This window comes from Paenibacillus sp. ov031 (genome assembly GCF_900143165.1).
Lineage (GTDB): Bacteria > Bacillota > Bacilli > Paenibacillales > Paenibacillaceae > Paenibacillus > Paenibacillus marchantiae.
The window spans coordinates 866,399-890,597 of the sequence record NZ_FRDO01000001.1 but is presented as its reverse complement, the minus strand read 5'-3'; the positions used below and the strand labels follow the sequence as shown (position 1 = coordinate 890,597).

Annotated in this window: 17 protein-coding genes; 3 read left to right on the top strand and 14 right to left on the bottom strand. The window is 45.9% G+C overall.

Going from position 1 to position 24,199, the window contains the following annotated elements; translation table 11 throughout:
- Window positions 1-5: 5 nt before the first annotated feature.
- From BUA17_RS03950 to BUA17_RS03930, 5 genes are all read right to left on the bottom strand, one after another.
- The gene (locus BUA17_RS03950) at window positions 6-995 is read right to left on the bottom strand and encodes an ABC transporter ATP-binding protein (RefSeq protein ID WP_063563553.1); all 990 of its coding nucleotides are present in this window, start codon (window positions 993-995) and stop codon (window positions 6-8) included.
- Window positions 973-1,989 (bottom strand): ABC transporter ATP-binding protein, encoded by a 1,017-nt coding sequence (locus tag BUA17_RS03945; RefSeq protein WP_072732671.1) that lies wholly within the window; start codon window positions 1,987-1,989, stop codon window positions 973-975. The genes BUA17_RS03950 and BUA17_RS03945 overlap by 23 nt, the downstream gene beginning before the upstream one ends.
- Window positions 1,967-2,887, bottom strand: coding sequence for an ABC transporter permease (locus BUA17_RS03940; protein WP_063563632.1), 921 nt, complete (start codon window positions 2,885-2,887; stop codon window positions 1,967-1,969). The genes BUA17_RS03945 and BUA17_RS03940 overlap by 23 nt, the downstream gene beginning before the upstream one ends.
- 19 nt (window positions 2,888-2,906) lie before the next feature.
- The gene (locus BUA17_RS03935) at window positions 2,907-3,857 is read right to left on the bottom strand and encodes an ABC transporter permease (protein WP_072732670.1); all 951 of its coding nucleotides are present in this window, start codon (window positions 3,855-3,857) and stop codon (window positions 2,907-2,909) included.
- 91 nt (window positions 3,858-3,948) lie between these two features.
- Window positions 3,949-5,556, bottom strand: coding sequence for an ABC transporter substrate-binding protein (locus tag BUA17_RS03930; protein ID WP_072732669.1), 1,608 nt, complete (start codon window positions 5,554-5,556; stop codon window positions 3,949-3,951).
- 255 nt (window positions 5,557-5,811) lie between these two features.
- On the opposite strand from BUA17_RS03930, the gene BUA17_RS03925 reads away from it, so the two are divergent.
- Window positions 5,812-7,314, top strand: a complete 1,503-nt coding sequence (locus BUA17_RS03925; RefSeq protein ID WP_072732668.1) for a carboxypeptidase M32 — start codon at window positions 5,812-5,814, stop codon at window positions 7,312-7,314.
- Between the two features lie 106 nt (window positions 7,315-7,420).
- Here the strand turns inward: BUA17_RS03925 and BUA17_RS03920 are convergent, their stop codons facing one another.
- The 4 genes from BUA17_RS03920 to BUA17_RS03905 form a co-directional block, all read right to left on the bottom strand.
- Window positions 7,421-8,638, bottom strand: a complete 1,218-nt coding sequence (locus BUA17_RS03920; protein ID WP_072732667.1) for an MFS transporter — start codon at window positions 8,636-8,638, stop codon at window positions 7,421-7,423.
- A 227-nt stretch (window positions 8,639-8,865) separates the two neighbouring features.
- Entirely contained in the window at window positions 8,866-9,180 is a 315-nt protein-coding gene (locus BUA17_RS03915; RefSeq protein WP_063563548.1) for a hypothetical protein, read from the bottom strand.
- 230 nt (window positions 9,181-9,410) lie between these two features.
- Window positions 9,411-12,653 (bottom strand): bifunctional cytochrome P450/NADPH--P450 reductase, encoded by a 3,243-nt coding sequence (locus BUA17_RS03910; protein WP_072732666.1) that lies wholly within the window; start codon window positions 12,651-12,653, stop codon window positions 9,411-9,413.
- Window positions 12,654-12,916: 263 nt separating this feature from the next.
- The gene (locus BUA17_RS03905) at window positions 12,917-13,846 is read right to left on the bottom strand and encodes an NAD(P)/FAD-dependent oxidoreductase (RefSeq protein WP_072732665.1); all 930 of its coding nucleotides are present in this window, start codon (window positions 13,844-13,846) and stop codon (window positions 12,917-12,919) included.
- 388 nt (window positions 13,847-14,234) lie between these two features.
- Here BUA17_RS03905 and cyoE point away from each other — a divergent pair, with 388 nt between their 5' ends.
- Complete coding sequence (cyoE, locus tag BUA17_RS03900; protein ID WP_063563545.1) at window positions 14,235-15,167, top strand: heme o synthase; 933 nt, start codon at window positions 14,235-14,237, stop codon at window positions 15,165-15,167.
- 102 nt (window positions 15,168-15,269) lie between these two features.
- On the opposite strand, the gene BUA17_RS03895 is transcribed toward cyoE, so the two are convergent.
- The 5 genes from BUA17_RS03895 to BUA17_RS03875 form a co-directional block, all read right to left on the bottom strand.
- Window positions 15,270-17,039, bottom strand: coding sequence for an ABC transporter ATP-binding protein (locus BUA17_RS03895; protein ID WP_063563544.1), 1,770 nt, complete (start codon window positions 17,037-17,039; stop codon window positions 15,270-15,272).
- Window positions 17,036-18,781, bottom strand: coding sequence for an ABC transporter ATP-binding protein (locus tag BUA17_RS03890; RefSeq protein WP_072732664.1), 1,746 nt, complete (start codon window positions 18,779-18,781; stop codon window positions 17,036-17,038). Before BUA17_RS03890 ends, BUA17_RS03895 begins: the two co-directional genes overlap by 4 nt.
- A gap of 137 nt (window positions 18,782-18,918) precedes the next feature.
- The gene (locus tag BUA17_RS03885) at window positions 18,919-19,650 is read right to left on the bottom strand and encodes a Stf0 family sulfotransferase (RefSeq protein WP_072732663.1); all 732 of its coding nucleotides are present in this window, start codon (window positions 19,648-19,650) and stop codon (window positions 18,919-18,921) included.
- A 447-nt stretch (window positions 19,651-20,097) separates the two neighbouring features.
- Window positions 20,098-20,922: a stalk domain-containing protein gene (locus BUA17_RS03880; RefSeq protein ID WP_072732662.1), complete on the bottom strand. Its 825-nt coding sequence runs from the start codon at window positions 20,920-20,922 to the stop codon at window positions 20,098-20,100.
- Window positions 20,923-21,043: 121 nt separating this feature from the next.
- Complete coding sequence (locus tag BUA17_RS03875; protein ID WP_072732661.1) at window positions 21,044-22,279, bottom strand: MDR family MFS transporter; 1,236 nt, start codon at window positions 22,277-22,279, stop codon at window positions 21,044-21,046.
- Between the two features lie 147 nt (window positions 22,280-22,426).
- Between BUA17_RS03875 and BUA17_RS03870 the strand changes: the two genes are divergently transcribed.
- Window positions 22,427-24,193, top strand: a complete 1,767-nt coding sequence (locus BUA17_RS03870) for an ABC transporter substrate-binding protein (RefSeq protein ID WP_072732660.1) — start codon at window positions 22,427-22,429, stop codon at window positions 24,191-24,193.
- Window positions 24,194-24,199: the final 6 nt, after the last annotated feature.

Sequence of the window (24,199 nt, the reverse complement as noted above, 5' to 3'; positions counted from 1 at the left end):
CTCCTCTATTCATCGTATAAATGACACTGCACTTCACGGTCTGGAGCGACGAATCTTTTCTGTGGAACGACCTGTCGGCATGTCTCCATAACGTATGGGCATCGGGTATGAAAAACACAGCCCGCAGGTGGATGAAGTGGCGATGGAATCTCACCGCTTAATACAACTCTTTCCCTTTTGGCACGGGGATTCGGGATCGGTACCGCAGACAATAATGATTTGGTATAAGGATGCAGAGGATCGGCGAACAAGGCTTCCGCGGGCCCCTGCTCCACCATCTCGCCCAAATACATCACACCAATACGGTCGGCAATATGGCGTACAACGCTAAGGTCATGTGCAATGAATAAATAAGAAATGCCGAGCTCTTCTTGGACCTCTTCCAGCAAATTAATGACTTGGGATTGAATCGATACGTCCAGCGCTGATACGGGTTCATCACATATAATGAGCTTCGGTCCAAGGGCCAACGCTTTGGCGATGCCCAGCCTTTGACGCTGACCACCTGAGAATTCATGGGGGAACCGCTCGTAATGTTCTTCACTGAATCCAACTTTGCGCAGCAACGACATGGCTGTTTCCATTCTGTCCCGTTTGTTGCCCTTCTTGTGGATTAATAGCGGCTCTTCAATGGAGTAGCCAATGCGTTTACGAGGGTCCAGCGAGGTGTATGGATCCTGAAATACCATCTGCATATGCTGCCTATAGCTTCGCAGTTCTTTTTTGCTTAACCCCAGAATATCCGTGCCCTCATAAAATGCTTCCCCTGATGTTGGCTCAACAAGTCTGAGAATCGACCGACCGAGTGTGCTTTTACCGCAGCCGGATTCGCCCACCAGGCCAAAGGTTTGTCCTGTGTGGATGTCAAAGGATACCCCGTTGACGGCCTTGACTTGCCCCTTGGTTCTGCCAAAAGAAGATCGCACAGGGAAATGTTTGTTCAGATTGCTAACCTGTAGCAGCGGCTTCGACTCAACCAATGATTTCGAGTTCATGTGTCTCCTCCTGAATCGTTGCTATTCCGGGATACCAGCAGCGTACCGAATGGTTCTCGTCCACCTGTTTCAAGGAAGGCGCTGCCCGTAAGCATTGTTCATCCGCATAAGCGCATCTTGGAGCAAATCGACAGCCTGTTGGAACCTGATGCAGCGCGGGTACCGTTCCCTCAATGACGTGAAGCTTGCTGTGCTGTTCGCCATCAATACGAGGAATGGATTTCATTAAACCTGACGTATACGGATGCTGGGGATTGAAAAATAAATCGTCCACGCTTGCCTCCTCCACGACCTGTCCAAGATACATGACAGCCACTCTTGTACACGTCTCCGCGACTACACCCAGGTCATGTGTAATCAGGATGACACCAAGTCCCGTCTTCGCTTGCAGACTTTCAATCAGCTCCAGGATTTGCGCCTGAATCGTCACATCCAGTGCCGTCGTCGGTTCATCTGCAATAAGCAGTTTCGGATTACAGGCAAGCGCCATGGCAATCATGACCCTCTGTCGCATCCCTCCGGAGATTTCATGCGGATGTTCATCCACCCTCTTCTCCGGTGAGGGAATACCTGTCATACGCAGCAGGTCCACGGCAGCCAAACGCGCCTGTCTGCCATTCATGCCTTGATGCAACTTCAAGCTCTCGGCAATTTGTTTGCCAATCGTCTGAACCGGATTCAGGGAAGACATGGGGTCTTGAAAGATCATGGAGAGTTCATTGCCACGTATGCGTTCCATTTGTCTTTTGGACAAGCTTAAGAGATCGGTACCTTCGTAGAGGACTTCACCCGAGTAATCCACGTAATCTTCATCAAACAGTCTAAGAATGGATTCGGCGGTTACGCTTTTCCCGCAGCCGGACTCACCTACGATGCCCAACGTCTCCCCGGCAAGGACGTGGAAGGAAACACCTTCCACCGGGTGAATGGTTCCTTTTTCGGTTGAAATGGACACTTTCAGGTCCTTCACCTCAAGCAGCGGTTGTTTTCCCACGACGTCTCCCCCTTTTCACCTTATTCGCATGTGGGTCGAGCAGATCTCTAAGGCCATCGCCGAACAGGTTCAGACCCAGTACAACGAGCACCAGGAAAATGCCCGGGAAAACAGTCATCCACCAAGCGTTGTAAATCACCGTTTTCCCGTCAAAAAGCATATTCCCGAGACTTGGGGACGGGGAAGGAATACCTGCTCCAAGAAAACTTAGAGAAGCTTCCGTCAAGATCGATACGGCAAAAATAAAGCTGGATTGGATTATGAGCGGAGACAGCGTATTGGGCGCCATATGAATCCAGATGATGCGCCAGCTGCCTGCTCCCTGTGCATGTAATGCTTCGATATAAGTTAATTCCCGAATGACCAGCGCCTTGGAACGAATAATTCGGGCCATCGATGGAATGAAGATAATACTTAGAGCGATAATGACATTGCCTGGATTCGGGCCAAGAGCCGCCATAATGGAGATGGCAAGCAAAATGGACGGAAAAGCAAACAAACCATCACAGATGCGCATAAAGATATGATCCAGTACCGAATAACTTGCAGATAACAGCCCAACAATCATGCCGATCAATGAAGATACAACCGTAACAGCAAAACCAACCGCAACTGAAATACGCAAACCGTATACGGCGCGAGTGAATACATCACGTCCAAAGTTATCTGTGCCAAATATGTGCTGCCCGTTGGGGCCTTTGAGTCGATTCACCGGATCAATCTGTAACGGCCCGTATGGTGTAAGTATCGGCCCCATGATTACCAGAAGCACAACAACAAGCAGAATTCCCGCCCCTGTGGTTAACAACTGATTATGCATAAAGCGTCTGAATACGATGCGCCTGTTCTTCCTTTTGTGAAGTCCTGACGTAGCGATGGTGGTATCCGGATTGGTTATCAAGTTGTCTCCACCCCCTTCATTTCTTGCTTAATCGAACTCGTGGATCGACCAAACCATACAACAAATCAACGATTAGATTTACAAACACATAAGCTACCGTGACTAGCAGCACAGAGCCCTGAATAACCGAGTAATCTCTTCGACTAATCGAATTGACGATGAGCTGCCCCACTCCCGGGATATTGAATAGCGTTTCTATAACCGCAGCACCAGTAACGAGCCCACCGAACGATTCACCAATAACTGTGAGAATAGGGATGAATGCAACGCGTAACGCATGTGTATATACGATCGTTTTTTCTCTGACACCCTTGGCTTTGGCGGTTTTGATAAAATTGCCGGACATCACATCCAGGACGGAGGATCTTGTCATTCGGGTAATGAGCGCTGCCTGAATGATGCCGAGCACGATGCCAGGGAGCAACAGGTATTTGATATGCTGCCATAGCCCCTCACTTAACGGTTGATACCCTGCAACGGGAAGCCAGCGCAGCTTCACGCTAAAGAACATGACCAGCAGTGAACCCAACAGAAAACTCGGAATGGAGATGCCCAGCATGGAGAAACCCATCACCGATTGGTCCACGATGGTCCCTCTTCGCTTGACCGCTGTAATGCCGAGGAACAAGGCAAGAAACACACCAATCACCTGGGCAATGATCGCAAGGGACAATGTAGGCGCCAGTCGTTCAAAAAAAGCCTCTGTCACAGGCTTGTCCAGAAAGATGGACTCCCCCAAATTGCCGGATAACAGCCCCAGCAACCAAATGCCGAATTGCTCATAGATTGGTCTGTCCAACCCCAGCTTGCTTCTTAGCTCATCGATATCGGCTTTGCTCGCCTCTTCACCCAGTAGAATCGCAGCGGGATCACCAGGTGTGACATGAATGATAGAGAACACAACGATTGCCACCACAAAAAGGACAGGTATCAAGGACAATAACCGACGAACAATATATCCACCCATATGAGGGCCACCTCACTTTCCAATGGCAAACGGAAAGGCGTATTCCTGTGGAAGCGATTCTACGCCTTTTCATCCGTTGCCTTCCTTATAACTACTTGTTATTGGTTGTATTCCAGAAGATCGGGCCCAAAATGTTCTGGAAACCACTGATATTTTTCGATAGCGCTGTAACCTGTTTGGTATGCCCGATCTGAGAGAATGGAACTTCGGTCCATACAAATTGCTGCAATTCGTCAATGAGCGGCCTTGCGGCCTCTACTGAATCGGACGTCCGGATTCCTTGAAGTAGCTCGCTCAGTTTCTCGCTTTTTAGCAGCCCTGCACCGCCTCCCCAAAACGCATACTGGTAGAACGTAGGCCGGAATGCATAACTCATCGGGTAGATATCCCACCCTGTGCCTGTCCCGAGTTTTTCTTGCAACGTAGGCCAATCATAGACATCCAGCTTAACCTTGACGCCAATCGACTCCAGCTCCTGCTGCAAAACAACGGCTACGTTATATTGATCCACATAATCTCTCGTCGTGAAAATTTTGATTTCTTCGCCGTTATAGCCTGCTTCTTGAAGCAATTGCTTTGCTTTATCCGCGTTAGCCTGGCTGTACGATTCCTTACCTGCTTCTGAATACCAATTCGGATATTCGGGTAGAACCAGAGAGGATGTCTTCACATAAAATTGTGGATCACGGAATGCCGATGTCAGTATGTCATCCACATTCTGAACGGCATTGACAGCCTGCCGAAGTTTGACGTTCTTGAACAAGCCGTCATTACTGTTATAGAAATATCCAATCATGCCTCCCGGACTGAGAAAGGTTTGCAAGTCGGGATTGTCCGCAATCTGCTGTTCATTATCCACAGAGATATTCAGCGCAATGTCGTATTCCCCGGAAGTAATCCCGGCAAGGCGGGTTGACTCGTCTGTTACGAAGCGGAAGTACAGGTCATCGACCAACGCTTCCTTTTTGCCGCCTGCTCCATCACTCGGCTCGGTCCGGGCGGAGTAATCGTCATATTTTTTCAAATGAATATATTGATCCTGCTTCCACTCCTCCAATTGAAACGGACCTGTACCGATGAATGATTTGATACCTTTATCATCTGCTTCATCAACCACTTCTTTCGGATAGATCGCCGCTGCGGGAATCGGATCAGCTAGAAGTTGCAGTGTTAGCAGAAAAGGTGTTTTCAATTGAAGTACGACAGTATACGGGTCCGTTTCTTTGGCCTCGGCACCCACAAAGTTCGCTTTACCATGACTCGACAGTTTGATCCAGCGATTCAGGGAAGCGACAACGTCCTCCGCTTGCAGTTCCTTGCCATTATGAAACTTCACACCTTGGCGCAGATGAAATGTATAGGATAACTTGTCGTCGCTGATCTCATAGGATTCAGCCAGCAGCGGAATAACCTGTGCATCTTTATCCAACGTTACCAGCTGCTCGTAGATCTCGCGTGAAATATCCTTAACCGCTGTATTGGAAGACACATGTGCATCCAGTGTGACCGGTTGTGTTGGATAGCCAATGTTCAGCGTGCCGCCTGTCTTTCCTTCAGCCGATGTCTGCTGCACCGGAGTTTCACCGGTTGTTGAAGAGGCCTGTGTATTCTGCTGGCCTTCTCCACCTGAAGCGCAACCTGCCAGAAGCAGGAATGCCAGAATCATCATTAAAGCAGGCTTGGTATGTTTTCTCATCATGTAACCCCTCTCGCTCTCATGCATAATGTTAAATCCAATTTCACTGTCCTGAATGATATACAAGTGTTCATGTCGGATTAGTGAAAATTGGTATTTTCAGGCTAAGGGAACAGATGACTTTTGTAAAATAAGCAATCGTAATGTGTTGATTCATTTTTTGTAATCTACGAAAAAGCGTGATTCTCTGTACTTCCAACTATTCCGATGGTAATATACAACTTAAATTTCATCCTTTATCTGGAAGGAGTCACGAACATGACAACGATACAACGCTTGGATGCTGCACTTGCGGCACATATCGAGAAGGTTGAACATTATAAACAGGTACAAACCCTGCTTGCCTGGGATGCTCGCACAGGGGCACCTCGAAAGGGCGCATCCTACGCCGCACGAGCCAAAGCAACATTGGCCGGAGAACTATTCAAGTTACAGACCGATGCTGAATTCGGTTTGCGATTAGAGGAAGCAGCACAACAAGAGGAACTTGATGAGCTATCCAAGCGAATTATTGCAGAGCATTGGAAAACGTATAAACGCTGGAGTGCCATTCCGATAGAGGAATATCAGGCATTTGTACAGCAGCAAGGTCTTGCAAACGCCGCTTGGCTGGAAGCCAGAGCTGCCAATGATTTTTCCATTTTCGCTCCGCATTTGAAACAGATCTTCAATGCAAGCTTGAAGTTTGCCGGATACTGGGGATACGAGCAGCATGCATATGACCCACTCGTGCAGCAGTTTGATCCTGACCTGGATACGGTAACGTTGGATCGCATTTTCAGTGAGCTGAAATCCGCTCTAATACCGCTGATCCGTCGTGTCACCTCTTCCGCTAAACAACCGGACACATCCATATTCAACCATCCTTTCCCACTTGAACAGCAGCGGCAGCTTGGGATCGAGCTGTTACAAGCCATTCGCTACGACTTTGATGCCGGGCAATTCGGTGCAACCGTGCACCCGTTCAGTTCTGCCATCAATCCTTACGATGCACGTCTCGCAGCCAAATTTGTTGAAAATGACGTTCGCGTTTCCTTGTGGAGTGCTTTACATGAAGGAGGCCACTCGCTCTATACACAGAATATTGACCCCAACCTGATACATACTGGACTTGGGATCTTCACTTCGTACGGCATTCATGAATCCCAATCGATCTTTTTCGAGAAATTCATTGGCAGACATAAAGGCTTCTGGGAAAACAACTATTTTATTTTACAAAAAATCAAACCTGAAACGTTTGGCCATGTGAGTTTGGATGACTTTTATTTTGCTTTAAACGCAGTAAAACCAACGTTTAACCGTTTTGAGGCCGATGAACTTACCTACAACCTGCATCTCATTATTCGATATGAGTTGGAGCAAGCCATTATTGCTGGAGAAGTGGATTACGAAGGATTGCCTGAAGCATGGAATGATAAATATGAGGAATATCTGGGGATTCGTCCCCCGACTCATCTGGAAGGCATTTTACAGGATGGACACTGGAGCGCAGGATTTGGATTATTCCCTTCCTATACACTCGGGTTTGTCTATGCAGCACAAATACACAAAGTCATCCGCCGCGAACTTCCCGATTATGATCATTTGATTGAATCAGATCATATTGAGACGATTACCGGATGGCTAACTACTCATATTCATCAATTTGGTAAATCAAGATCGGCGGACGAGCTAATCAAGTCCATCACCGGTAAAAGAATTGATACCGCTCCATTGATTCATTACTTAACAGATAAATACGAGCAGCTCTATGAACTGTAATGATTGTGTGATTCTGCACAACAAAAAAAGCGAGAGAAGTTCCTCGCTTTTTTTGTGTATCATTTTTTAAATGGAATGTTGTATGGATTGTTACCTCCTACCAGCTCTACCCATTCAAAATCCTTTTCTTCAAAATACGATTCACTTGCTCCGAGCTGGCCAGCATCAGGATAAGGAAAACAAGTACAACCATCGGGAAAAATCCGATATTGGTTTTCGCAGCGAGAACGCCAAAAAGCGGAGGAAGCAAAGTCGTTCCTGTGTACGCCAGTGCCATTTGGTATCCCATCAATCGGGCAGAATTCGCTTTGCCGAATCGAGTTGGAGTTTCATGCAGAAGTCCGGGATAGATGGGTGCAAGCCCCAATCCAATTAGCATAAATCCAGCCAGTGCAAACGAAATCGATAATGGAAGCAATAAAATGATTCCACCCACAATGGCGGTCACTTGACCCGCCAGAATTAACACTCGATTTTTTATTTTTAACGTGATAAAGCCTGTTATCAATCTGCCTATCGTAATACCACCGTAGTATAAGGAGATCCATCCTGCAGCCGTTTCCGCCGAGATGTTTCTTGCTCCTACCAGATAGCTGGCTCCCCATAAACCGACCGTCGTCTCCACGCCACAATAAAACAGAAATGCAATCAGTGAGTTTTTGACTCCCTTAATCTTCAATACATTCCGTTCGGGTCTGTTCTCACTCTGTACTAACGTGTTGTCCGCTTGCACAAGATCTGATTCGTTGTTCATACTTGCACTCTCCCGACTTGCAGCAACACGCTTCCACAACGGCAACGTGGCAAACAAAATCAGGACGAGACAGCACTGGACGACGGCTACAGCTGTATACCCGCTTCTCCAGGAATGATGTTCCGCAATGTAATACGACATAATGATAGGCCCTGTCGTCGCGCCCACACCCCAGAAACAGTGCAGCCAGTTCATATGGTGTGCCTTGTAGTGCTCTGCTACATAATTATTCAGCGCAGCATCAACGGCTCCAGCTCCAAGACCCAGAGGAATGGCAAGAATGACGAGCCATACCAATGAAGGTGCGAAGGAAAATCCAAGGAGTGCTCCGGCAGTCAGACAACAGCTAATTAACGTAACCTTGCCTGTTCCCCATTTTTGAATAACCGTGCCACTGGCCAAGCTTGAAACGATGGTTCCCGCTGCAACAACCATTGACAGAATTCCTGCTGACCCAAACGAAGCGCCAAGTTCAGGCCACATGACGGGCCAGGCTGAACCTAGTAGGGAGTCCGGAATCCCCAGACTGATAAACGCAAGGTAGATAATGATAAGAAACCAAGTTGCCATAAGTAGATCCCTTCCCTGCATATAAATTAAAAGTAAAAGAAACACAATAATGCTGATTAAACTTCTTTATTTATATACTTTATAAAGTTCATTTATTATATTGCGTCAAAAATTTTTCTTTGTCAATAGATCGTATCAGCCAAATTAAAACAGCCGCCGATCTGGATGAGAAACTCCAGATCAGCGGCTGTTTTTCGGATAGGTAGCATTATTCAATGATTAATTGATTAATAGGTGACATAGCCCTCATAGGTAACAGTCCACGTATAGCCTGTCTGACCATCGACTGATTTTAATGTAAGTATTCCCCTGTACGGATCAACATTATAACTTGCTGTCACCGGGATATCACCAAGCGTTGGGAATTGAGATTTGGGTAGAATGGTCTGCCAGGTTATATACTTTTGTGCGTAAGGAACTACTTGTGTACTTTCTGGTAAACTACTTGTTGAAGTTGAAGGTACACTAGCTGCAAAAGATGTAGAGCCTAGCGTGAAACATGCAACGACAGTTAAAAGACCGACCATAAGTTTCTTTTTCATCTTCATCATCCTTTCGTTTTGGAGTACAGTTCTATCATATAAGACAGGCTTCTATTAAAATGTAATATTTGTCATATAGTGAAAATATTTGATGTAAAATGTGTGAACTATTATTTGATTTTTAAGTATATAACTTAGTTGATGTGAACACATACTGATCTTTTCTCTTCTCACATCATCCTACAACATAAGAAAAAGGCGGCTTATCGCCGCCTCCATCTTAACGTGTCTCAAATTACAGGAGCTTTAGCCGATTCAACGGGTCTTTTACCTGCCCACACGTCCTGAACGTAACGGCACTCCGCCTGGAGCTGATTGAGCCAATCTTTTGCCTCCTGAAGGGTTGCACCTTTCGCCTTCTGGTATGCTTGCCTCAAAGTCTCTTCGACGGCGGGAGCCATTTGGCTTCCGTCACCACATACGTAGATTCTCCCTTTTTCATCAAGCAAATGGAGCAACTGCCCCCACTCCTGATTCATCAGATGCTGCACATACGTTTTGGGCTTATCCTCCACACGTGAAAAAGCTGTGTGCAGCTTGACGATGCCTGCCTGTTCGTATTGTTCAAGTTCTTGACGATATATGAAATCCGAATCATTCCTGCAACCAAAGAACAAATGTGCTTCGCTCAGTAGCAATCCTCTCTCTTTTAGCACAGATCTGGCCTGGAGGAAACCTCTGAACGGTGCAACACCCGTCCCTGGACCCACCATAATAATTGGAACATCCGGCTCTTCTGACAGCTCAAATCCGGGTTCTGGCGTACGTACAAACATCGAAATACTCTCTCCCGTCTGGCAGTCTGCCAGATAGGATGAAGCCACACCACGGAATTCACCGTTGCCGCTCCAAGCAGGCTCTTTCAAAACGGACACTGTGATGCTCGCCTGCTTGGCATTAAAGTGTGGAGAGCTGGATATAGAGTAATACCTGGGTTTGAGTGGAGACAGCAGTTCAAGAAATCTTTCGAACGGCAGTTTACAGGCCTCATACTTTTCCAGCAGTTCCAGCATGGTAGTTCTGTTTTCAAGTATATGTTCCCTGTAGTTGTTCTCTTCGAGCATCGCCTCCAGCTCACGCTTATGAGGTGGGCACACCGTATTGTTAGCTAACTCCCGCAGCTGCGTTCTTGTAACAGGTGCTTGCAGCTCAACGCAGGAACGGAGCAATTCATTCACTTTGACAGGACGGTTCAGAGGAAGATGTGTCAACTGTGTCTCGTTCGAAGTTAATTGGATCTGAACGTCCCATTTTAATCCGAAACGATGCAGGATGCGATTCACGATTTCATCTGCATTTAGGGGCAATACGCCAAGATGATCGCCTTCTTTATAGGTCATGCCTTTAGGCAGCAGCATCTCAATATGACGTGTACTCCGCCCACTATCCATGGCCTGAAGCTCTTCATTTACCACTATAGTGGCATAGCTGGCATTGTAGGTTTGTGCAAGTGGCAGATCGGCTTTCTCGCGAACAAATTCCATTTGAATTGTACTTCGTGAGGAGTGCTCCATAGATTCCTCGCTAATCCCCAACGCTTTTAACATTTGGGGCCACAACATCCGCTGCCACTCTTCCACTTGTTTCTCCATATCCCCGCCTGCATCGGCTTCTCCCCGAGGTAACAGCCTGTTGCCTCCCAAGCTCGCAAGCTTCTCATCGACCAATCGAGGAATGCTCTGGTAGGTACTGGACCAGCTCCGATCCCCGCAGCCCAGAACTGCATAGGTCACACCTTGCACCTTCTCTGACTCGGCTTCCTTTAACCACTCGATAAATGCCACTGCATTTTGCGGAGGTTTACCATTATACGAAGCTGTCACGATGAGAACTATCCCCTCTTTGGGCAGACGGCCAATCCATTCATTCAATGTTGCGGCTTCGCTTGGAATTCCATAGGAACGAGCTTTATCTGCAAAAGCTCTGGCAATGCCTTCTGCCGTCCCCAGGTTGGAGCCGTATAGAACCAGTATGGTTGGATTGGCATTTACGGAAGTCGTCATCGATTCCTTCATAGCACTATGACCAGCTACATTTGTATGCATACCCTGATCCTGATTCGGCTTTTCATCCGAGCGAGCAACAGATGTACTCAGTTTCGGTGAAACGGTCCGTGCTCTCACCTGTATTCGAAAATCGCCTGGTTTTAACGTTAACGTTTGTTTCACATCCAACTGATAGTTGCTATAGTCTACCAGTTCAAAATGTTTAAGTACCATACCGAGTACAAGGGTTGCTTCATATAAAGCAAACTGCATGCCGATACACGCTCTCTCTCCATTGCCAAACGGTTTATACGCATGGTGAGGCACTTGAGTCGTATCTTCAAAACGTTCCGGGCGGAATAGCTCTGCATCCTCTCCCCAGGCGCCTTTGTCACGGTGAAGCTGAGGCAGAAGAATACTGCAGCTCTCCCCTTTTTTCAGTGGATATTTGCCACCTATGACGGTGTCTTCTTTGGCATAGACGTCAAATCCCGGGGCGGTTGGCCATAGACGTAGCGATTCGCTAAGAATCATGCGGATATAAGGAAGCTGAAGGATTTCTTCGTACTGTGGTGAGTCACTCACCAATACCCGGTCTACCTCATCATAGGCCTTTTGAAGTGCTTCTGGATTGTTCAGCAAAAAATAAAGGGCAAATGATAACAAACCACTCGTCGTTTCATGTCCGGCAATGAGGAACGTAATAATCTGATACCGAATGTTCTCATCGTCCAGCGCTTCTCCGGTTGCCGGATCTTTGCCATTCAGCATACGAGCGAGCAAGTCAACCTCTTCAGGAGCAGCACTTGCTTTACGTTCCTCAATAATCTGATCAACTAATGAGAACATCGTTTGGATGTCTTCCTCGAACTGTCGTTTGGTTTTCACCATCAGCAGATTTTGGATTTTCAAACGCGAGCTTTTCTGCATAGCTTCATTTAATGCACGGACCATACTTTCGATAAAAGGACTGTGGTCCTGTCTGTAAAAGCTGTTAAATCGATAATTGAAACCGCATAGTCCAATAGTATCCAACGTAAGTCGTGTCATGTCGTCTGCTACATCAATGGTGTCGTTGGAATTCAAACGTGCCCATTTGTTTATCAATTGTTCGGCTATGTCGACCATCATCGGATGATAACCCTTCATCGCCTGTTTACTAAAGGTGGGAAGCAAAATATTATGTGCCTTTTTCCAGTTCGGCTCGGATGTTCTGCTTGTAAATAAACCATCACCTCCAAAGGCACGTACATTTTCGAGTTCATTGTATACAAATTTATCAAAACGAGACACGTCACATAACTCAGCCACCAAATCTGGGCCAGATACAATCAATCCGGAATAACCAGGAACGGTCAGTCGATATATCGGTCCATATTCCTCAGCAAGCTGTCCAAGGGACAATGTTGGTTTCTCTTTATCAATCAAGGGCAGATTCCCGAGCGGTCCGTACATTTTGGGCTGTGGAACGTTAGTTGCAATGCTCATTTTAAACACCCTCTCCCAGAGTTTAAAATGATAGTATTATCTATCATTTGATACAATAATAAACCGTTAACGGATGAAAATCAAATATTGGGCTTATGCCAATAACGGACGGAACTAGTCCAACTTAGTGACAGAGAAGACCTAGTAAAAGATCTACTAAACACAAAAAAGGAATCGCGTTTGCAATCCCCTTTTTGATCTGATCTATTTTGTTGACTTATCGTTTGTGCAAAGTACTGGACAAGAAACCGTACATCGTTATTCTACGGGTTTAAATGTTTACCGCGCTCATCCCAAGCTTCCATATTAAGCTCACTGTTAATCGTTACAGCGGTTAATGCACCAAGGGATGCCGCAGTAATGGCCTGGTACAACTCCGATGCTGCATCTCCAGCGCTGAACACACCCGTTACGGTCGTTTTGCCGAAATCATCTACAACGACCGTACCCGCATCCGTAACCTCACAGCCTATCGTCTGCGGAAGTTCTGATCCAGCCGTTAGTTTCGGTCCAAAGAAAATCCCTGTGCACGAGATTTCGGTACCATCTTCTAACACCACTTGCTGCACCATACCATCGCTTGATTCAATAGATTGAATTGGAGAGTCCCATACCGGGACACCATGCTGCTTCAATTCCTCCCTCTGCTCATCCGTTAATTCATCAGGTCCATTCGTGCAAATGGTAAACTCGCTTGTCCAGCCCGAGATCGTCTTGGCCATATGAAATGCCTTGGCTCCATTCACAATGATGACAAGCCGTTGATCTCTTAATTCCCATCCATCGCAATAAGGGCAGACAAAAGCACTCTTGCCATATACCTCTTTCAACCCGTTAATATCCAGTGGGAGGTCTTTTTTCCCCACTGCAAACAAAATTTTCTTCGTGCGATAGACGACTCCTTGGGCCGTTGTAACTTGAAAATCACCATCTGTTCCTGTCACTGAAGTCGCTGTGTCCCCTACAAAATGAACAGACGGGTAAGCGCTAATCTGTTCTTTCGCAACCTTCCGAAATTCACGTGGACTTGCTCCATCTCTCGTCAGAAAACCGTGCGTTTCACGCGTAACCCAATTGCGCGGGCGTTCATCATCTATGACCACAACATGTTTGCGAGCTCGTCCTAGTACAAGTGCAGCATTAAGACCCGCTGGTCCTCCGCCTATAATTAATACATCCATCTTTTGATCCATATTTAACACCCTTTCCAGATATTCAATGTCCTTTATTGTTACAAAAAAAAGCCTATACTGATTATACCTTGTCGCTTGCAGCTATTCTCTAATAGCAAAAAACGTAAGAGGAGATCACTCTAATCCTTTAAAGATCTCTTATGTCTACAATAAACAAAACAAACTCAACATGCAAGAAAATATTCTTTTCTTGTTATCGCTGCTATTTGGTTTCAATGACCTGTATCACAGAAAATCATTTTTAACAATTAAAAAAAACCGTGTTTTTAAATTGTTCACAATCAAATGACATTATTTTAAAACCTAAATCGTTAATTAATTCACATAGTGTATTGGATGCTATAATAAGACCACGAGATATATAAGAATAGATATAGGAAGTGAGTTCTTGAAAACATTGAATAAAGGGTCACGGCCCGAAATCAGCCTGGAGTATACTAGCTCGATTCCGAAAGTATTCTTTGATACGATCAAGATCGGAATTATCAAATCCAATCTGATCGCCATGTTTGCCGGTTTAAGTTTGGCTTTGTATGTATTTGATGCATCCATTTTAGCTAATATTGTACCCATTATCCTCTCTGTCATCGGGTCTTCCCTGATTATCGGAGCGGCAGGGGTGTTTAACAATTTGTATGATCGGGATATCGATGCGATCATGGAACGCACCAAAACACGTCCGACGGTAACTGGTCGTGTAGATACCAAAACAGGTTTGATCCTCGGTATTGCCATTACGATTATCGGGGGCATCATGTTGTATATCGCTTCCCCTTCGGCTGCCGTATTCGGCATATTGGGACTGTTGTTGTACGTGTTCCCTTATACGATGTGGACCAAGCGGACAACGGTATACAATACGGAAGTAGGAAGTCTTTCAGGCGCTGTTCCTCCACTCATTGGTTGGGCAGCCATTTCGCCAGAACTGGGTCATTATGAAATTTGGGCTTTGGTTGTTACCATGCTGTTGTGGCAGATGCCTCACTTCTATGGCATTGCCATCCGGAGATTTGACGAATACAAAGCGGCTGGCGTTCCCATGCTTCCTGTTGTAAAAGGAATCAGACGGACATACATCCAGACAAATGTTTATCTGGTATTGTTGTTATTCTCCAGCTTCTTGTTCTGGCCGCTGAGCCCGTTCATTGCCATTGTTGCGTTTCTGGTAAGTTTGGCATGGCTTATTCTTAGTGTGGCAACTTTCGATAAGAAAGAAACCAAGAAATGGTCACATAAAATGTTTATTTTCTCCATTAACCACATCACGATTATCTTCCTGGTTATCATTGCGTATTCATTGATTGCACAGCTGATCAAATAAAGATTGACCCAATTAGGAATAATAAAGCCGTACAGATCTTAACTCTTTCAAAAAGAGTTGTCTGTACGACTTTTTTCATTTTTATATATCGTATATCTTATCTTATCCCACTTTAACCGGTGTTTGCTCACCTTGCCATAGTAATTGCATCTCTTCATTTGTAGCAAGCAAATCTGATAAGCTGCCCTCGGCCTCAATTCGTCCATCCTTCATGACGATGATATGATCTGCCTTCGCAAGTGCTGCTCTGCGGTGAGACACCGCAATACATGTAACATCCGGCTCCTGGAACAAACCTTCCCAGACCTGTTGCTCGGTTTCCACATCCAGTGCACTGGACAGATCATCGAAGATGAACAAGTCCGCTTCCGTCATCAGCATGCGCCCAGTTGCTGCGCGCTGGATCTGACCACCAGACAACATGACACCTCTTGGACCTACGGATGTTTCGAGTCCTTGATCCAGGTTTTGAATATCCTTATCCATTACAGCCAATCGTATGGCTTTTGCAAGTGCGACTTCCGTACGGCCCTGTTTGCCCTGAACAATATTCTCTTTCAGCGTATCACTGAACAGTCGAGGTACTTGCGGCGTATATGCTGCTCTGGGCGGCATCAGGAAGGTAGCGGGATCTACATCTTTACCATTCCAGCGAATCGTGCCCTCTTGTTTGGGCAGCAGTCCCAGAAGTGTGCGGACCAGAGTCGATTTGCCAGAACCGATCCGTCCAGTGATGACCAGAAATTGTCCCCGCTTCACACGGAAGCTGATATCCTGTATTCCATTTGCAGAATGTGGATATTGGTACGCCAGATTGCTGATCTCCAGCTCTCTTAGCTTCTCTTTGGGATCTCTCTGTTCATTAGGAAGCTCAGGCGGATCTTCATTCAGATAAGTCTCTCTGAAATCCATGATCCGGTCTTCCTCACCAGGACGAAACAGGGTTCTCATCCGGTCAAATGATACTTTGAGCCGTTTATGCTGAAATACCATATAGCCAAACAATGAGATACTAAAGCCAATATTCGCTAGATAACTGGTGAACAAGGCAAAATTACCTACGGTGAAATTGCCAGATTTCATCTCAGCTGCACACATCAGGAGAATGAGACCTGTACAGATACTGAGCACATGCTGATTAAGTGATCTCATCCACTGCTTGAACAGATTATCCCGGAGTGCGGCTTGACGACGTTCTTCATTGAGTTTGTTAAAACGAGTAGAGACATGCTCTTCTGCCTGCCCAAGTTTCAGTGCCTGCACCGCTCCAAAGGTTTCGGCAATGAAACTGGTAATTCTCCCTGTCGACTCACGATTGACCTGAGCATATCGACGAGCCCGATTACCTGACAAGTTATTCAGCAACGTCACGACTACTAGGGGCAATACTGCAACTAGAGTGATTTTCCAGTTAATGTTCGCCATGATGACGATGGATACGATAGCGAACACAAGCCTTCCCCAAAAATCCACCCAGGATTCTACGTACTCAACCACTTCATCTACATCATCCCGAAAGCGACTCATCGCCTCCCCCGGTGAAGCTGGCAGATTACGTCCTGGCCAGCGCATAATCCCAGCGAGCATGTTGGTACGCAGAATGGCCTGAATATGGTAGATATACGTGATCCATGCATAGAATGCGGCAAAAAACGTGCCTACTCTTACCGCTCTGATCAAAGCAATGAAGATCAGCGGAGCAGCCAGCCACATATAATCACTGGAACCCGCCGTTGCCCGGTCAAAGAACCACTGCATGCCGATCCCTATTGCCAGCGGCAAAGAATGAAAGATGCACCATGACAATCCGTTAATCAAAAATAGAAAAGGCCTGAATCGAAACAAACGGCCTATAAATCCTGTTACATTCACGCCAATTCCTCCTCTCGCCCTGTAATCAGCAATCTGGCATAATGTGAAGCCGGATCGCTGGCGAGTGCTTTTCTGGCTCCGAATTCCAGTACCTTGCCATCACCCAGTACCATAATCTGATCGACCTTCTCCAAAGTAGCCAGGCGATGCGCAATAATAATTCCCGTACATTGCTTCATCAACTGATCGATGGCAGACTGAAGCATGCTCTCTGTAGCGGCATCCAGCCGTGAGGAAGGCTCATCAAGAATAACCAGGCTAGGTTCAGTCAGAAATACTCGCGTCAAGGCAAACAATTGAGCTTCCCCAGCGGACAATGAAGAACCACCTGCCTTCAGATGTGTATCCAACCCTGCCGGTTGTGATTCAATCCAATGACTTAATCCAAGTCGATCCGTTGTCTCCTTAATAATTTGATCCGAGACATCCTGGTTGAACAGCGTTAAATTATCTCGCAACGTACCGTCGAACAGCTGTACATCCTGCGTAACCATACCAACCCTACGGTAAAGTGCAGGCAAGGTAAGCTCTGTAATATCTTTGCCACCCACACGAATTGTTCCGCTATCCAGATTGTACAAGCGCAGAAGTACCCGACTGAGACTTGACTTGCCGCTACCTGTACGACCGATGATGCCCAGCCGTTCGCCAGGTTTAATGGCAAAGTTAATATTCTGCAATACAGGTTTATCCTCGTTATAACTGAAGTTCACCTGCTTGAATTCCAGACCAAGCGGCCCTTCTGGCAGCTGATCCTCTTGTCCGTTTTCGATCTCACTGCGCAAAGACAACAGTTCTCTTGACCGAAGCATACCTGATTTCGCCTTCTGAAACTCTTGAACCTGATCGCCCAACATCTCAATCGGATCATTAAGCATCTGTGTGTATTGATATATCAGAAACAGCGTTCCGATGCTGATGATGCCTTGCATGTAGTAATGAACACCGAGCAGAAGTACTGCCGTGACTGCAAGGGCGAACAGAATGACCGTCGTATTCCAAGGAATAACCCGAAGCAGCCAGGCTTTCCTTCCTTTTTGAAATACAACACGCATCGTGCGATAAAAACGATTCATTACATACGGGACATGCCCGTTCGCTTGAACATCTTCAATTCCCGCAATACGCTCTTCAATTAATCCGAACAAGGTTGCACTCGCTTCCCGCTCATTTTTGGAAGAATTTACTCCCAGATTCCGAATGATCACCATAAACAGAATCGATAATAATGTAAACACCGTCATGACGATCGCAATCGGTACGTTTACGCTGAACATAAATCCGAGGATTCCGGCAAGCAAGACAAAGCTCCCAACCACTTGCACAATGAACATCGCGAAGAAGTTGGAGATACTCGTCACATCACCATCCACCCGTTCAATCATCTCTCCCGGTGTCTTCACATTATGAAACCGCATATCCAGACGCAGACAATGCTTCAGGAGATCTCCCCGTAATCGGTTCGTTGCCCGCCAGGCCACATCGTTACCCAGATAACTTACGGCTACTGTAATCAGTTGATTTACAACGGCAACAACCAGAAACAATCCGGCAAGCTGGAACAGGTTAGAAAGGACTCCCCCACTTGCGGCCGTATCAATGAATCGTTTGATAATTTGTGGATTCAGGAGCTGCAGTCCCGTTGACGTCAGCAACATCACCATAAGCAAGGCCAATCGTCCTTTGACTGGTTTTAGATATTGCAGCAGCCAGGACATGGAGCGTTTCTCTGTTTTGGGCATAGCCCCTCACCCCTTCGTATAACATTTCTATTTCATTTTTGTGATTCAAAGCATTTTGGTTCCTCACTAAGATGAATCATACATAATAACAATAAATGCAACATTTCCAACCCGTGGATGAATCTTACCAAGTGTGTTTACCATTTAACATTCTCCCAATCCCTCTGGCATTCTTCCCGAAATCTTTGCACCCATTGTTCAGAAATCTCGTCTGCGATCGGGTCAAAGGACGGGGGCGATACGGCAACACCGGCAGATTCAACATCCAAAAACTCTAGCACTTTCAGGACGGTCCCTTCGTAATCTGCTATAAAATCCTCATAAACAATCGTCAGCGGCACAATGTCTGACTCGGACAAGAAATCTTCAATTGCTGCTTCGCACATGTTACTCTCCACAAGCAGATGTTTAATCGCATCAAAGTTATATTGATCTGCAATATCTTGTAACTGAGGACTGTCCCCATGCTTGCGGTGCCATTCACCCGAGACGATGGCTCTCCACCAAGACACAGCCAATCTGACTTTGTTGCGACGCGTCATGTAAATATGCTTGCTGCAATTAGGGAAACCCGTACTCCATACCTCCGCCCGCGATAACGCTGTTGGCAGACTATAGAGACTGCGGAATGCGTCAATCCATCGTTGTTCAAAATTAATTTTGATTCCGAATACTCCGTTCGACGTTGTTCCCTGATCCCAGATCTGCTCCAGATCTTCACGCTTTAATGTGTCTGGGCTCTTATGCTGATAATGCAGCCACTCCCTCGGATATCCTGCCACCCCCGTAGAACTTAATGCTTCACCCAGCAGAGTACTGCCGGTTCGTTGGGAAAACCAAATGGTATAACTTTGAGTAGGTTGTTTCATATCGCTGCCTCTCTTTCTCCCCTTAGGGGTAGTTTCATACCAAAAAGCACTGCAAAATCTCCCTTCCATGTGCAACAAATTGGGTGGAATGCATGCAAAAAAGCCATAGATGAACTAATGTTCATCTACAGCTTGTAACAATAAGAGAATCATATGAAATAAGAAGCGTTTCCGGATTTCTCCTCTGCACGCAATAATGATGAGCGTCCACGACAGGGGTGCACAAACATGACTGTCTAAACGCCAACACAAAAAAACATTGGTTAAGTCACTTGCTCATGCGTATTCAGTTATCGATTTAGAATTCGCCCTGTCTGGAACATGTTCATCTTAACCACCCGTCACACATATTTGTTGTTTATTGTATTCGCTCCACCGTAATCCGTCAAGATAATATTAACTCAGTTGTTATTTTCTTCATATCACTGAACATCATATGCTGTGATTTCAACGATCATAACCCAAATAGGGAATTTCTCTGAGATTAAACATTAACTGATTCACTTTCCATACACCATGACTGTATACTAGTTCAATATTTCGATCATTTACATAATGAGAATCACCCGTTAATGTATTTCCGATTACGAACGATTGGGATAACGTCGCTGTTGTACTGCTTGTATAATAAACGGAAGTCTCTGGAGCATCATATACCATCCAATCACTTACTAGATCCTGCCTTTTGAGAATAAATTGGATTAAATCTTCAGTGAAATAAGGCTTGAAATACGTACTGACCTGATTAATCTGAGACAAGCCTGAAATTTCATTCAATTTCTCTGACAAAACATTTATTCGTCCCTTTGTTATTTTCACAGAATCAGGTATTTGGATGGTCTCCTCTTGCATACTTACAATCATGTTTTGTTTATTCAAATGGATGGTTGCCTGTTTAGTTTGTGGATTCCACTCTAGCTTGGCTCCTAACGTTTGGCTAACAAATCGCAGCGGAACATATGCTGTATTTCCAATTATTTCAACAGGAGAATCCATTCTAATGATCTGTTCATTCACTTTCGCATTTTTAAAGTTAACCACAAGCCAAATTTCTTTTTCATCCGTTTGAATTCGAATGCTCTTCCCTTCCTTATACCACGTTACTTCTGCTCCCAAGTTGCTGGACACAACCCTCAAAGGAATTAACACCCGGTTATTGGACAATACGCCAGTCCCAATCTCTAGCGTCGCTTCCTCAGCTGAACTCGGCGTTGAAAACGCGGCAAACATAATACACGCCAGTAATGCTAAAGTAAACTTTTTTAATATCATTTGGAACCCCCATGAGGAAATGTTTAACTAATTAACGCTGATTTCTCAATGAAAGTTACCTTTCTCCAAAAAAAGTTAAAATAGCTAAAGCCTATATGCCATGCAACTGTCATCACTCGAGCTAGGCACTCACTTGTATGGGTGGTGTTTCCCTCTCCCTGACGACAAGGCGCTTATGCGCTACGATAAGAAAAGGCAGTCCAAGTGCAGTGGTCAGTGCCAGCGGTACAAAAACGAACAGGCCATTCCCCGTCCCATATTGAGTTAATAGGAGCCCTCCAAGAATCGGTGCCATGACGCTTCCCAAGTTGTTGAATCCAATTGTGCCAAAGTAGGTCCCTTTCCATTCAGGTTTGGCAATACGGTCAATCAGCACATCCATCATGGTGAACATGAGCACTTCCCCAATGGTGAACAGAATGACACTAATCATCAGCAGCATAACGCCTTCAGCTATGCCAAACAGGAACAAGCTTGTTGCGACCAGCACGTTTCCAAGAATGAGGGGCACAACCGGCGGGAATTTGCTGGCTACCCGCACAATCGGGAATTGGATTACAAGCACAGTCAACGCATTGAGTGAAAGCATATAGGAAAACACTTGACTTCCATGTTCAAAAAGAGGATTCTGGGCCACATACTGAGCCAGGGTTGAGCTAAAATGCCCATACCCGAGCACGCAAAACGTAGTCCCGATAAGTACTGGCAAAAATACACGGTCGCGTCCCGTAGTAGCGAGTGCATCTCGTAAACGAGGTGCACTGACCTGAACATGTTCCGGCAGATTTGCGCGTTGCAATCGAAATTGCAGGAACAAAACGAGGCCGTAAACGATATATACCAACCCGGAGATCATAAACGGAAACGTAGACTCCGCTGATCCAAGCTGAAGACCAATAATTGGTCCAAACACAACCCCCAGATTAATGGCCGCATATCTGAGGTTGAAGACAAGCAGTTTATTTTGCGGTGGAGTAATATCCGAGAGAAGTGCACGTGACGTGGGCTCAAACACGGCGCGGCATAAACCGTTTAACGTATTGGCTACAAAAAATACCCACAGATGCTCAGCTGCTGAAAAGATGAAGAAAACACAGGCCCAGCCAAATACGGAGACCATCATGACCACTTTGCGGCCGATTCGATCGGAAATATAACCTCCATAAAAGCTGACCATGACCCCCGCCAGAGAACTGACCGCGACGGTAATTCCAGTCTGTGTGGGTGTAGCTCCCAGTACCTGAGTTAGATAAATGGATAAAAACGGGATGCTCATGGACGTAACAAGACGTCCAAACATCGTTCCAACAATGATGGTCCAAGCTAAAGGGTGAATTTGACGTAAATGTTGCTTCATGCGTATGGTTCTCCTGTTCTAGATGTTTTTGTCTCAGATGGGCTACCTTTGTCCTATCCCTTTATGTATAATTGTATGGATAAAAGGGGGAAATAAAAGTGTAAGAAAACGTGAGCACATTTCACCCTTTAAGAAGGAGCACTTCATATGGATACAGCAACAACCCATTATCTGCGGCTTACCACAGCAAAAGAACTTTCTCTTAAATTTCATGAAGCGGTTCCGGTAACGATTGAGAGCCTTTCTGCTGCCCTATGCTGTACTCCACGCAACGTGAAGTTTATTCTGCGCAAGCTGGAGGAACAAGGCTTTATACACTGGCAGCCCGGGCGTGGCCGGGGTCATCATTCTGAGATGACATTGCTGCGCAGTGTGAATGAGGCGCTCGAGGAGAGTTTTTTGGAGCTCATGGGCAGAGGCAAAATGAAGGAAGCGATCGAGTTGATCGGCAGCACAGAGAAGAATGATGCTCTCCGGGAGCGACTGCTGAATTCGTTGAACAAGCAGATGGGATTCCACAGTCATGCCGAGAGCTCTTCCGGTCAGGACGTGCTTCGCATGGTGAGGTCACGAAGGTTGGCAGAGCTGGACCCTGCTTTTGTGTATACTGCTTTTGAAACCTATCTGCTTGGGCAGGTATGCAGCACGCTAATCACCTATGACGCCAAAACAGGAACCTTCCTGCCGGATCTGGCGCATATGTGGGAGTACAACGAGGATCAAAGAGTTTGGATTTTCTATCTGCGCAAAGGTGTGCGATTCCACCATGGTCGGGTAATGACATCCCGGGATGTGCAAGCTACATTAGAGCGCTTGCGTACTGTAGACAGTCCATTCATTTGGCTGTACCGGGATATTGAGTGTACCGAAGTTGTCGGGGATTACTGCATTCGTTTTTATCTAAGTCGGCCTAATCGCTTCTTTCTGCACTTGCTTAGTTGTGTCTCCATGACGATTCTCCCCTATGATGTCGATGTAACCCAACAATTAATCGGTACCGGACCTTTTCGGATCAATGAAATAAATGAAACGGTGTTGATCATAAGCGCATTCGATGCCTATTATGGAATCCGTCCTCATCTGGATCGAGTAGATATCTGGTTTGTGCCCAATCTGGGTCCTTATGAACGTCATTATGAGTTACCAGGAACAGACCGACTTAAATTGGCTACAGACGATACGGGGAGCAACAGTGTTGATTATCCAGCAACAGGATGCCGATATATGCTGATTAATTTTCGTAAAGCCGGTATTCACCATCAACTGGAATTTCGGCAAGCCATGCGCATTGTTTTCGATCCAGTCGCTTTGGTGAGGGAACTTGGCAGCAATCGAATTACACCGGCAAACAGCTTTCTTCCCTGGAAAAGCGCAGAGCATGCTTGGCGCGAGTCTTCACTTGAGGATGCCCGTGAGCTCCTGTACAGCAGCGGATACCAGGGAGAAAAGATCATACTTGCTTATACTGTAGCTAAAGATCAAAAAGAAGCAGAATGGCTTAAACAACGCGGAGCCAGCATCGGTTTATGTATTGAGTTGCAACCCTTCGTTGAATTTCCCAATGTGAGAGAAACAAGCGAAGCCGACTTGATTATCGCAGAAGAAGTTTTGGAAGATGACTGGCAATTTGGCATGATTAATTTTTTCATCAACAAACGTAACTATTTTCATATTTGTTTATCACCCGATTTACAGTCCATATTTTATCGAAAGATGGAGAATTTCCTTCAGCAGAATGAAGAGCAAAGGTCTGTGATGCTCAATGAAGCCGAGGATTTGCTTCGCGATAACTGCTGGATATTGTACGGCTGCCACATGAATAAAAAAGCCCTGCTTAATCAAAGTCTCTTTGGCCTTCATACCGCTGAGTTTGGGTTTATGGATATCTCCAAACTATGGATCAAAAATCAGTAATTTAGT

Excerpts from the sequence above, each read along its gene's own strand:
- BUA17_RS03950 (WP_063563553.1), bottom strand. The coding sequence starts at position 995 with ATGAACTCGAAATCATTGGTTGAGTCGAAGCCGCTGCTACAGGTTAGC.
- BUA17_RS03935 (WP_072732670.1), bottom strand. The coding sequence starts at position 3,857 with ATGGGTGGATATATTGTTCGTCGGTTATTGTCCTTGATACCTGTCCTT.
- BUA17_RS03930 (WP_072732669.1), bottom strand. The coding sequence starts at position 5,556 with ATGATGAGAAAACATACCAAGCCTGCTTTAATGATGATTCTGGCATTC.
- BUA17_RS03925 (WP_072732668.1), top strand. The coding sequence starts at position 5,812 with ATGACAACGATACAACGCTTGGATGCTGCACTTGCGGCACATATCGAG.
- BUA17_RS03920 (WP_072732667.1), bottom strand. The coding sequence starts at position 8,638 with ATGGCAACTTGGTTTCTTATCATTATCTACCTTGCGTTTATCAGTCTG.
- BUA17_RS03915 (WP_063563548.1), bottom strand. The coding sequence starts at position 9,180 with ATGAAAAAGAAACTTATGGTCGGTCTTTTAACTGTCGTTGCATGTTTC.
- BUA17_RS03910 (WP_072732666.1), bottom strand. The coding sequence starts at position 12,653 with ATGAGCATTGCAACTAACGTTCCACAGCCCAAAATGTACGGACCGCTC.
- BUA17_RS03905 (WP_072732665.1), bottom strand. The coding sequence starts at position 13,846 with ATGGATCAAAAGATGGATGTATTAATTATAGGCGGAGGACCAGCGGGT.
- BUA17_RS03890 (WP_072732664.1), bottom strand. The coding sequence starts at position 18,781 with ATGCCCAAAACAGAGAAACGCTCCATGTCCTGGCTGCTGCAATATCTA.
- BUA17_RS03885 (WP_072732663.1), bottom strand. The coding sequence starts at position 19,650 with ATGAAACAACCTACTCAAAGTTATACCATTTGGTTTTCCCAACGAACC.
- BUA17_RS03880 (WP_072732662.1), bottom strand. The coding sequence starts at position 20,922 with ATGATATTAAAAAAGTTTACTTTAGCATTACTGGCGTGTATTATGTTT.
- BUA17_RS03875 (WP_072732661.1), bottom strand. The coding sequence starts at position 22,279 with ATGAAGCAACATTTACGTCAAATTCACCCTTTAGCTTGGACCATCATT.
- BUA17_RS03870 (WP_072732660.1), top strand. The coding sequence starts at position 22,427 with ATGGATACAGCAACAACCCATTATCTGCGGCTTACCACAGCAAAAGAA.